Annotated in this window: 12 protein-coding genes; 1 reads left to right on the top strand and 11 read right to left on the bottom strand. The window is 65.8% G+C overall.

Features of this window, described 5'->3' with window-relative positions:
- Nucleotides 1–81: 81 nt before the first annotated feature.
- The 8 genes from tssM to ACK42S_RS11965 form a co-directional block, all read right to left on the bottom strand.
- Entirely contained in the window at nucleotides 82–1434 is a 1353-nt protein-coding gene (gene tssM, locus ACK42S_RS12000; RefSeq protein WP_409707578.1) for a type VI secretion system membrane subunit TssM, read from the bottom strand.
- Nucleotides 1435–1451: 17 nt separating this feature from the next.
- Entirely contained in the window at nucleotides 1452–2717 is a 1266-nt protein-coding gene (locus ACK42S_RS11995) for a hypothetical protein (protein ID WP_409707575.1), read from the bottom strand.
- Between the two features lie 64 nt (nucleotides 2718–2781).
- Complete coding sequence (locus ACK42S_RS11990; protein WP_409707572.1) at nucleotides 2782–2913, bottom strand: PAAR domain-containing protein; 132 nt, start codon at nucleotides 2911–2913, stop codon at nucleotides 2782–2784.
- A gap of 742 nt (nucleotides 2914–3655) precedes the next feature.
- Entirely contained in the window at nucleotides 3656–4219 is a 564-nt protein-coding gene (locus ACK42S_RS11985; RefSeq protein ID WP_409659831.1) for a hypothetical protein, read from the bottom strand.
- Nucleotides 4219–4836 (bottom strand): hypothetical protein, encoded by a 618-nt coding sequence (locus ACK42S_RS11980; protein WP_409707569.1) that lies wholly within the window; start codon nucleotides 4834–4836, stop codon nucleotides 4219–4221. Before ACK42S_RS11980 ends, ACK42S_RS11985 begins: the two co-directional genes overlap by 1 nt.
- A 1-nt stretch (nucleotide 4837) precedes the next feature.
- On the bottom strand, nucleotides 4838–5011 hold the full coding sequence (locus ACK42S_RS11975; protein ID WP_409707566.1) for a hypothetical protein: 174 nt from the start codon (nucleotides 5009–5011) through the stop codon (nucleotides 4838–4840).
- Between the two features lie 81 nt (nucleotides 5012–5092).
- Nucleotides 5093–5392 carry a PAAR domain-containing protein gene (locus ACK42S_RS11970; RefSeq protein ID WP_409707563.1) on the bottom strand — a complete coding sequence of 100 codons (300 nt, stop codon included), beginning with the start codon at nucleotides 5390–5392 and terminating at the stop codon, nucleotides 5093–5095.
- Between the two features lie 68 nt (nucleotides 5393–5460).
- The gene (locus ACK42S_RS11965; RefSeq protein ID WP_409707560.1) at nucleotides 5461–6306 is read right to left on the bottom strand and encodes a M15 family metallopeptidase; all 846 of its coding nucleotides are present in this window, start codon (nucleotides 6304–6306) and stop codon (nucleotides 5461–5463) included.
- Nucleotides 6307–6422: 116 nt separating this feature from the next.
- On the opposite strand from ACK42S_RS11965, the gene ACK42S_RS11960 reads away from it, so the two are divergent.
- Nucleotides 6423–7256: a hypothetical protein gene (locus ACK42S_RS11960; protein WP_409707557.1), complete on the top strand. Its 834-nt coding sequence runs from the start codon at nucleotides 6423–6425 to the stop codon at nucleotides 7254–7256.
- Nucleotides 7257–7260: 4 nt separating this feature from the next.
- On the opposite strand, the gene icmH is transcribed toward ACK42S_RS11960, so the two are convergent.
- Genes icmH through tssJ form a run of 3 tightly spaced genes read right to left on the bottom strand, consistent with a single transcriptional unit; the run spans nucleotide 7261 to nucleotide 10131 of the window.
- Nucleotides 7261–8043, bottom strand: coding sequence for a type IVB secretion system protein IcmH/DotU (gene icmH, locus ACK42S_RS11955; protein WP_409707554.1), 783 nt, complete (start codon nucleotides 8041–8043; stop codon nucleotides 7261–7263).
- Nucleotides 8040–9392 (bottom strand): type VI secretion system baseplate subunit TssK, encoded by a 1353-nt coding sequence (gene tssK / locus ACK42S_RS11950; protein ID WP_409707551.1) that lies wholly within the window; start codon nucleotides 9390–9392, stop codon nucleotides 8040–8042. Before tssK ends, icmH begins: the two co-directional genes overlap by 4 nt.
- 25 nt (nucleotides 9393–9417) lie before the next feature.
- A complete protein-coding gene (tssJ, locus tag ACK42S_RS11945; protein ID WP_409707548.1) occupies nucleotides 9418–10131 on the bottom strand; it encodes a type VI secretion system lipoprotein TssJ in 714 nt (237 codons plus the stop codon).
- Nucleotides 10132–10484 lie beyond the last annotated feature (353 nt).

Here is a 10484-nt window from a genome sequence, read left to right as displayed (position 1 = left end):
CCGGCGAAGTCACGCTGCGATCGCTTGGGGGGCTTGAGTTCAGGGTCGCTGCGAACGGCCTCCCGGCAACGGACCGGCTCGTCATCTCCGTACGTCCGGAAGCTCTCGCCTTCGAGCCTGGCGCCAGCGGCGCCGGGGTTGCGTGAGGTGCTGGCGCACCAGGTGGCGGTCGGCAAAGATGACCCGGGTGAACAGATCCTTCAGGAAGAAGCCGGCATGCGAGTAGACGCTGGCCGTGGTGCCGGGCTGCAGGCTCAGACCGAAGCGACGTGCGACGCGTTCGCTGGACCGGCTGGTGGATTCGCCCTCCTGGACGGCGCTGGTGAAGTAGAAGCCGCGGAAGCTCGGGCGGTACTGGTAGGGGTTGTCCTCGAACAAGGTCGCGATGAAGGTGGACAGCGCCGGCTTGAGGCCTGCGAACTCCAGCGGGAAGCTCAGGACGCCCGGCGGCAGCTTCTCGCCTCGCTGCATGGACATGCGGGCCACCGACGCGGCTTTGAGCCCTTCGTAGAGTTCGTCGAAATGACGTTCGAACAGCCCGAGGGCATCGGCACGCCCCTGCTCGTCGTAGGGCAGGGTGGCGCCCCAGACCCGCTCGCGCTCACCACGGTCGCGGTCCTCGAAGAACTCGACGAACCCGCTGATGAGGTCGGCCTTGGTGAACATGACATAGACCGGGGCAATGACCTCGAGTGTGTCGGTGAGCTCTTGCATGCGCTGGCGCAACTGCTTGGCCAGACGGATGTTGGCCTCCGGCCGCTGGGCCGCCAGCTCGGCCACGCTGACCGCGATCACGATGCCGTTGATCGGTGCCTTGGGGCGATACTTCTTCAGCAGACCGAGAAAACCCAGCCATTCGTCCCGGTCCTCGTCCTGCACGCTGTAGCGGCCGGCGGTGTCGATCAGAATGCCTTCGGAGGTGAAGAACCAGTCGCAATTGCGGGTGCCCCCGATGCCCTGGATGATGTTTCCGGCATCGTCAGAGAAGGGGAAGCGCAACCCGGACTTGACGATCGCCGAGCTCTTGCCGGCCGCCGGATTGCCGATGACCATGTACCAAGGCAGTTCGTAGAGGGCGGCTCGCCCCGAGGTCTGCCCGAGCCTGGAGCGCTGGAGCGTGCGGATCGCCTGCCGCATGCGCTCGCGCAGGACAGCCACCTCTTCGCGACGGTGACGTTGCGCGTCCAGCCGCGAAACCTCGGCGTGCTGGGCATCCAGGGCCTGCTCGAGTTCTTTCGCTGCCCGCCGGGCCTTGTGGCGCTGCAAGGCCCAGCGGACGAGCATCACCAGCGTGACGATGGCGAGCACGCCCAGGGCCCAGCTCACGGGCAGATCGAAAGTCCAGGTTCCGATGCTCACGAAACCCACCAGCGCCAACCAGCCCATCACGCGAAGGGTGAGGGGGTGCGAGAAGAAGTTCAACAGGCTTTGCATGGATCGGCAGGCAGGAGTCAATGCGAGGCTGCACGGGCAGGGGAGGGGGTGGCCGGGCGCATCGGCGTCAGGAGGGCCGTTGCCGGTTGTCGGCCGGTCAGCAGGAGCAGGGCCGCAGCCCCGTCCTGATGCGCGGCATGGCTGCCCAGAGCCAGTGCCACCAGCGGTCCGGCGCACCCCAGATCGCCGCAGGCGAGCCCGATGCGGCACAGGCGTTCGCCCACATCGAGCTGTGGCAGCAGTTCGACGGTGGCATCGAGCACCTGGCGGGCCTCGGGCCCCGTCAGCCCGACGTCACTGAGGACCCGGCCGACCACCGTGGCCTCGCAGGCCGTGTCCAGGACTTGAGCCGCGAGATCCCGCAGCGAGCATTCCGAAGGGGAGGCCGAGGAGGGAAGGCCGGGCCAGCTCACACGTGCCAGGACACCCTCCTGCGGCAAGGTTTCGTCGGGAAGCTGCGGCTCGACCAGCAGGGCCGCCGCGGCTTCGCCGGGGAGGGCTGCGCTGGCGGTCTGCTGGGGGTCGATGAGCGAGTCACAGGCCAGGACCAGGGTCGCGCGAGACTCGCATGGGGGCGTGTCGGGCCCGAGCGTCCGCAGGCACAGCCGATCGAGCGAGGCGCCGAGCCCAGCCGGACCGACGAGGCGGATGGTCACGGGGCCGGCATCCGGGGGCAGGCGTGCCGTCAGGTCGTTCATCAGCCAGTCGTGGGCCCTCCGGCGTTCTTCTTCGTTCCAGTGGTCCGGCACGGTCCAATGCACCTCGAGCCCACCATGGCAGGGCAGAGCTTGCACAGCGGCTTGCAGGCCATCGAGCGCGTCGGCCTGCAGGGCCAGAGCCCGCACCAGCCCGGGACGCCCGGCGGCGGCATCTGAGGTCGAGGCCGTCAATGCGGCGGTCACCCGGGACACGTCGAGGGTGGAACAGCGGGCGCTCAGACGGGGCAGCCCCTGGTCGTCAAGCCAGTCCGTATCTGGCTCCGGCATCGACGGTTGAGGGCCGAGTGCCTGCAGCACGGCCTCGGGATCGTGTCCGCACCGGGTGGCAACGGCGGCGCCGCGCACCAGCAGCACCGGCCGCGCGGGTGGGGTGGCAACGGCTCCTTCGCCAGACGCGATGGCCGGAGCCGGCGTGCTTGCGGAGTGATCCTCGCGAGCGCCCGCACGGAAGGCTAGCAGCGCCACGCCGGCGAGCAAGGCCAACACGATGAGGGACCACCAGCGATCGTCCATCCCATCCGGCACGGACGGCCGTTCCACGAAGACCCACAGCGCGGCCGCCATGAGGCCGAGCAGGGCCGCACCAAGCCAGAGGTTTTTGCGCATTGAGCAACTCCCGCGGGGACGGTCAGGCGTCAGTGTTGAGGGACTGGCTGGCGACCAAGGTGGCGCCGCAGGCCGTGAGATCGCCATGGCCGGCCACCGGCTTGCCGTCGGTCAGCATGGGGGGTCGCCCGTCAAGATCACTGTCGTGCGTCATATTGCGTTGTCGTGCTCGACTCGATGCTGCTGCGCTCATACTGGCCAAGAGCTTCAAGTACACGTTGGTGATGGCGATATCTCGCGAGCAGTGTGGCGAGTTCCCGGTCGGTGCCTGCGCAGGCTTGGTTCGTCATTTCGATTCGATCTTTGTCGGATTCGGGGTCCCCGGAAAACTCGCCTCGCAAGTGGTCGCATACGTCCCTGCGTTCCATGAACCGTAAGACATCCTCCGGCAGTCTCCCGCCGGCAGCACAGGCAGACAGCGCGCCACTCACCAGTAACGGCAACAAGCGGCGCAGCAGGAGCGCGCCCAGTACAGGGCCATCGGCAGCACGGTGAAGTACAGCACCCGGTCGCCCCCGTCGAAGCCGCGGCCAGTGCCAGACGGTGCCGCCCTGGAGAAGAGACGTGGCCAGCAGCATCCAGAGGAGGAATCGGAGGTGTTTCGATCCGGTTCGATCTGTTGTATCCCTGGTGCCTGTCCAAGGTATCGGACGCCAGCGTGTGGGGCCGACGCACGTCCTGCCGCACAAACGGTTCGTGATCCGTGCTTTCGCACGCGTCATGGATCGCCTCGACTAGCGCATTGTCGGCTTCCCGGTCACACGAAAACTCTCCTCGCAGGGAGCAGCAGGTCTCCCAGCGCTCGACAGGGTGCTTCACAGGCACCGAGGGCGGCTGGCCCGCGACTGCACAGCTGCGCAGCCCCGCGCTTGTGACAGAGATCCAGGCCCCGGTCTTCATTTGCCTTGGTGTGGACGATGCGGCCCCTGACCCGTGCTTGACTGCGCAACGGGGCCCACGGTGAAGTGCAGCATGGGCCGGTGCCGCGTGGATCTCCCGGGTGTGAGCAGGTAAGCCGCACGCACGTCCTGATGCTTGCCGCTTCGCCCCACTCCATCAAAGTTGAAGCTGACGCACAGGTAGGTCCGACCGCTTCGCCGAAGCTGGATCCAGTCGGCGCGGAAAGGATCGAATGGCCTCGGAGAAACCGTGGTTCCCGCTGCCAGCGAGGCCGACGAGAGCCGGAGCACGTGTTCACCATAGATCAACACATGCGAGTTCTCCGACTGCCCATATCCGACTTCAGTTTCTCCAGCGGAAATCAAGTACGTCGCCTTCACGCCTGGCGAAAAGTCGTCGTCTGCAGTGACCTGCGAGGTCGCAAGTTCCTCGGCGGCAATGTCACTCGACGTGACGCGAGCGGCGAGGCACGAGCTGAGCACTTCTCGCGGCGGCTCTTTTGCGATGGCACATGCTCCGAGGATCAGGGCGGGTGCGAGCAAAGCGCGGGAGAGCAGCATCACTTGTACTCCTTGGCGCGTGTCAATCGGAGGTACTCGGGGTTCAACCTCCAGAAAATCGTCCCGCCGTGAGCCGCTGTGGATTGGTAGACGTGGCCATAGCGGCCGATCTCCCCCTGCTTGACGCTCACGGTGCCCGTGTTCTTGTCTCGAACCTTGATCCGCCTGTAAAGGATCACGACCTTCGTCGACTCCTCGATGCCATAGATGTTGTGCGATGGCTCCGAAAAGCGGATGCCGTGCTTCACTTTGAAGTGGTTCTTGTAATTGGCCCTGATGTCGGCGCCGTCCCAGAACCAACCGCCGTTCGACATGTCCGGTCCCCCGGCCAGTGCATTCTTGGCGGCGGCGACTGCACGTCGCATGCCGGTGTCCTTCTCGATTTCCTGATCGCTGGCCTTCATCGGCTTGGCGTAGCGCTTGTTCCCGTCGTTGACGACGAATGAAAAGGTTGGCTCGCCTCGTGCGAAGCTCGCGATGTCCTTGTATCCGCGCGCGTCGCGCTGTCGCACCAAGATGCTGGCCAGAGCCTGCAGCTCGGCCTCCACGTTGTCCGGCGATGCCTCGCCGTATGCCATTGCCGCCAGTTGGCGAGTCTCGTCGTCGACCTTTGACATCTCAGTTCAGCCAAATGACCAGTTTGAGCTCGCAAACGCCCTGCACACTGGTAGTACATCCACTGCTGAAATCCTTGGCCTTCGCATGCAACGCACCGTTCGCGAACAGGTCGTATCGGTAGCCCTCACAGGGATGTCCAAATTCATCAGCCAGGAAGAAGTACTGCTCAGTCACCTCGTCCTGTCCATCTTGCTTGTCCGGCTCTGCCTTGGCCCCAGGCTCCGGAGGAGACACGGGAGCGGCACTGCTGCCTGTTCATGGGGCGGATGTGTCTCCGTCCCCGCCTGGGCCGACGGTGCTGAGGCTTTGGCTCGCGATCAGCGTCGCCCCACAGGCGCACTTGTCGCCATGGCGAGCCACCGGCTTGCCGTCGATCAGCATCGTGGGATCCCCGGTGACAATCGTGGTGAGGCGGCCGTGGCCCTTGCGGGGGCAGGTGACCCGGTCTCCGACGCGTGCGATGCGCCGGCCATGGGTGTCTGTGGATGCCGAGGCTTCGACGACAGTGCCGCCGTGGCTGGTCCTGTCGCCCAGGACGATGAACGGACGTGACATGTGCACTCCCTGCACTTGGATGATTTCGTTGTGGCCTGAAGTCTAGCGATACAAGTTCCTGCAACCTGTTACTGTTGGTGTCGCCGGCCGAGGTGGATGGAGCGGAGTTCCACGTGACCGTAGTCGCGCATCTTCCAGCGCCCTCCCCAGGTCAGGCCCACCGATTCGGCGAGTTCTCCATACAGGCGGTAGCCTTCGAGGGCCCAGGGGTCCTGCTCTGAGAGCACCAGCACGCCATCGCGCAGGAAGGCGCTGTCGGCCGCCAGGCCATGCTGGTGGTAGCTTGCCCCGGGCCCGGCCTGCGTGACGTGAGATCCCAGCGCCAGCAACTCTGCCTGCCGTTGCGGGCTTCGATACCCCTCGATCAGCACCATCTCGTAGCCATGGCGCTCGCGCATCAGTCGGTACACGAGCAGCAGGCGCTGGCGGAAGTCCTCGTCGAGAAGCGACCAGTCACGGCTGGCATGCGTGAGTCGAGGTCGGACCGCTTCGACTTCCGCCGTGGCGAACACCTCCGGTGGCAAAGAGGGTGGGGGAGCCAGCTTTTCGCCCTGCAGCAGCCAGGCAATCTGGTCGTTCCTTGCCGGCCCATGGGACACGCCGAGCTCTGCCACGCGGCGGCCGTCGTGCAGCCACCAGGCCAACATTGGCGGGACGATGAGCACGGCCATGACCCCCGGTACACGCAGCCAATGTCTGTGCATCCCGGAGAGCCAGGTCGGCTCCGCTCGCGGCGTCATGCGCTGCGCACGGCCGGGTCGTCGCCCCGGCGCATGCCCCCGATGTCGCCCCGCTTGCAGCAGATCACGGCTGAGACGACGAGCCCATGGGAGCGGGCCGCTGCGCAGCTCCGGCAAGGCCCACCAACTCAGGAGCAGGCTGGCGGCAATCACGCAGACGAGGATCCAGCCCATCGTGTTCTCACGATGTAACGAGGTTTTGCGAGGCGCCACAAATCACGCCGGCCTTTCTAGAATCCGCCGCGCGCGGTCCCGGCTTGACGTCTGATGGACTGCCACAGGGAGGATCCATGCACAAGATTTCGCCGGACTCACCAGGGCAAGAGACCATCCCCAGCCTCTTGGCTCCTCGCGATGCGGTCTGCGACTCTTCGGTCGATGCCACCGGGCAAGGAGAGGGCATCCTGACGGTGGTCAGCCACGGCCATGCTGGCTCGCGATCGCAGCGGACGTGGCGCCGGCGCGTGGCGCCGGTCGTGGCGCTTGTGCTGGTCAGTGTGCTGGCGTGGTGGGTCTGGCCCCTGGGGGCCGACAGCACACCCGCGCGCGAGGAGGTGTCCTTGGCCCAGGGGCGGCCACCACAGCATGCCCCGACCGGGCCGGTACCGTCGCTGCAGGACGACCGCACACCAGCCTCCGCCGCCCCTACGTCGTCGGCCGCACGCATCGAGCTTGCCGAGGAGGAACCCGCCACGCACAGCCCTCCCGTCGAGGTGCAGGCTGCAGGGCCCGTCGCCGGCATGCCGTCATCGGCAGCCCAATCACCGGTCTCCGGGGCCAAGCGCGAGGTGCTGCGGGCCGGGCGGCCGCCCAGTGAACCGGTTCGCCGCCCCGTGGCCCGCACCGCCGATCCGGACGTGGAAGTGATCGAGGTGCTGATGTCGCGGGCTGCACCCGAGCCGACGATCCCACGCCAAGCATCGGCAGGGCAACGCCCCGTGGTGGCAGCCTCCAACCGCGATGTCGTGCTGGTGCAGGCGGGCGTTCCAACGGCCGAGCTGGTACAGCGCTGCCTGACGCTGGGTTGGCTGGAAGGGCAGTTGTGCCGTGCTCGCGTGTGTGCGACACGGCACGACGATGAGACAGCCTGTCCACGCCAGGCCACTGCCTTGGGCAGCCCTTGAGTCTTCACGGCAGTGTGATCGTCAGGTGTGCCGCCTGTGGAGGCAGCTGGATGAGCTGTTGGTAGGCCGCAAGATCGGCCTGGGTGGACCGGTCGAGCATGGTGCGAATCCCGGCGAAAGCCAGCAGGCCCAGGCAGGCGAAGCCGGCGGCCAGGATCCATGGGGGGATCATCGTGTGCAGCACATGCTGAACGCGGTCGGGCGGTGCCCAATGCGGGGCGAAGCCCATCTTGCGGCCCTTCAGATGGGAAATCTCGTCGCTCAGGCGGGCGGTCAGATAGCCCAGCTTCTCCTGCCCTTCGAGCAGGTACTTGCCCTGGAAGCCCAGCAGCAGGCACATATGAAAGACCTCCAGTGCGGCCAGGCGTGCGGCACCCTGCTGACGCAGGCGTTCGAGATGGAGGAAGAAGTTCTCCCCCGCGAGCTGGTCCCCGAAGAACTGCAGTTGCAGGGGCTGGCGCTCCCAATCCTCGCGCACCTTGAGACCCGAGGTCAGGATCGTTTCGTCGACCAGGGCGCAAAAAGCGTACTTGGCGAGGTGGACATCTTCCGCGCTGGCGTCGAGCTGGACAGAGTTGCATTCGAATTCGGCGAGGTAGTCTCGCAAGTTTTCTCGCAGGGACGAAGCGTCGACCGGACCATGCCTGTTCTTCAGCAGGAAGATCATGTAGAAGCCCTCATAGAGCAGGTCGACGAGCTTGCCCGCCTGGGCGGGCGGGACGGGCTGCGACTCTGATGTGGGCATCAGCTCGGTGTCTGCGAAAAGAGTGGGGGTCTGCGTGCTCATGGATTCACGGCGATCAGTTCGAGGCGCAGGTCCGGCCAACCCTGGGGCGTGTACAGAGCGATGGCCTGGGCCTGCAGCATGCGTTCGTAGAGAGGGCCGCGCGCCTCCAGCGAGAAGTAGTGCATACCAGGGCGAATGGGTACGGCAGCCGGCACCTGCTGGGCATGGATGAGCCGCACACCGGGCATGGCCGACAGCACGAGCTTCTCCACGTCGTCAGGTGCGCCGATCTTCAAGCGCAGCGGCGCGGTCTCGATGAGTTCGGAGCCCGGCAGTGCCGCCGATAGCCCGAGGAAGAATGCCGTCGAGGCCTGGATCTGTTCGCTGTCCAGGCGGCCGACATGGAATGACGGTTTGCTCTCGTGCAGGGCAATGGCGAAGTAGCGTGTCGAGATCACGGCTTCGAGCATTTCGCGCACGATGTGATCCATCCTGGCGAAGCAGCTGCCCGGGTCCTGATGGTCATAGGCAGGCAGGTCGGTCAGCGTGAAAGACTTGGAGAAGGTCATCAGGGCTCCGGCCAGCTGGAGCAATCCTTGGTACAGGCGCTCGGGATGCAGGCCGGGGTGGCGGGCGAGATGGGACAGGGAGGCATGGGCCGTGCTGACCGTGTGAAGCAACCAGAACGAGGCCACGTCTCCGGATCGGAACTCGATGATGTTCTTCGACGGCTCGCGATGCAGGCCGATCAGCGCATCGGCCTTGGCCTGCAGTGCATCGAGCAGCCGGCGCAGCAGCATCTGCAGCGCCGGGGTGGACTCGATCGCCACCGATGGCGGGATGTAGCGCCGGTCTACTTCGAAGCCGCCGGTCCCTTTGCGTCGCAGGCGCAGCAGCGGCAGGCTCACGGTGTCCTCGCGCAAATCGTGACTGCCACGCAGGCGCGCCGCTTTGCGCAGGACCACCACTTCGGCCGGGACAGCATCCGTGAACCAGTCGCTGGCTTCCGCGTCACCATCCTGCCGGTACCGCAATTCGAGGCCCTCGTCTTCTTCGGTGCGGGCATGGTTGGTCCCCATCCGACGCATCGGAGCGACGCACAGGTGGAACGTGAACTCGGACTGTTGGAGATCCAGATCGGTCAGCGACAGGGCCGGCGGAAGCAGGTCGTCTCGGGGGGCATCGTAGAGATCACCGTCAGGCAGCACGGCTCGAAGCTCCAGCAATTGCAGCAGGCCGGTTTGCAAGGCGTCTTCGTCGATGCGCAAGTGCCTCACGCCCCAGGCGTAGGGGTGCAGCACTTGCGCGACTTGCGCCAGCCGCCACTCGTGGTAGGCGTCTTGCCGCTGAAAGTGCTGGGGTCTGAGGAAGAGGCCCTCACCCCAGAGGATCTTGGAGGATGGAATCACGTTGGTGGGTCCGGGTTACAAGAAGTCATCCGCCCGGGCAGCGGGCGGGCGCAGGGGGAATCGAAGCCGATGGCGGGCCGATGGGCCGACCGATCGCGACGCTGAGACTGCAGGCATGCAGACCGAGCGACAGGCCTGTCTTGGCCGCGTGCCCGGTCTCGAAAGCCAGGCGCCAACCCTGAGCCGGTGGACGATGAAAGAGAGCCACGATGCCGAGGTGGGTCGCGTCTGGCGGGAGGATCTCGTGCCACTCGCGGTGTTGACCAGGCAGCATCTGAACGTCGCGGGCTTCGATCAGGTCTTCTCCCAGCACCTCGCGTTCGCGGGCAGGTGAGGTGAAGGTTTCATGCGGTGCGGACAGAAACGCCTGGACTCCCTTGAGCTTGTACACGCGCGCCACCAGTGACAGCGAACGGCCCTGGTCATCCACATTGAGCGACTCGCTGGCTTGCATCCGCACGGGAATGCGCACTGTCTGGGCAGCGATGGGCGGGGCCGGGTCTTTCGGGGCCAGGCCGACCAGACGCAGCGCACCACTCGTGAGCGCACCGGCCGCATCGACCGCCTTGCCGGCACTCGCGCAACCGACGACGCCCACCAGTGCTCCGAGGGTCAGCAAACGGGCGAGCAAGGTGAACGCCGACAGTGCGCGGTGCCGCATGGCTTTCTTCCCTGAGACGATGCTTGTTGTGATGAGAAGCGGCCGTAGTCTAGGCAAGACCGTTGCGACCGCATTCACCTGTTCGGGGGGATAAGGTGACCGACTGTTTCAACGAGTAATTCTGTGTAACGGCGGCCTCGAAGCCCTAGCTTCATCCGGCCGAGCTGCGATTTAATCCGCAGCCATTCAAGCGACACAAGAGCGCGAGGCCTGCACCAATCTGCAGGAAGGGCGCCGGTCGGAACGATCAGCAACAACAGGTGAGGGGTCTTCTCGATGGACCTAAAAGCAGTCAGAGGGGCGCTGTGGCTCGTCTGGGCGGCAGCCGCCGCAATGGGTTTGGCCGCTTGTGCCGGTCTTCCTCAGACCGAAGACAAGCTGCCCCGGGTGGATCTGCCGCAGGCGCTGACTCAGGCTCGGTCGGCGCAGGA

The sequence above is a fragment of the Caldimonas sp. genome (assembly GCF_046289365.1).
Taxonomy (GTDB): domain Bacteria; phylum Pseudomonadota; class Gammaproteobacteria; order Burkholderiales; family Burkholderiaceae_C; genus Caldimonas.
Note: the sequence above shows the minus strand (reverse complement) of the source record. Positions and strands in the feature narration are given on the sequence as shown.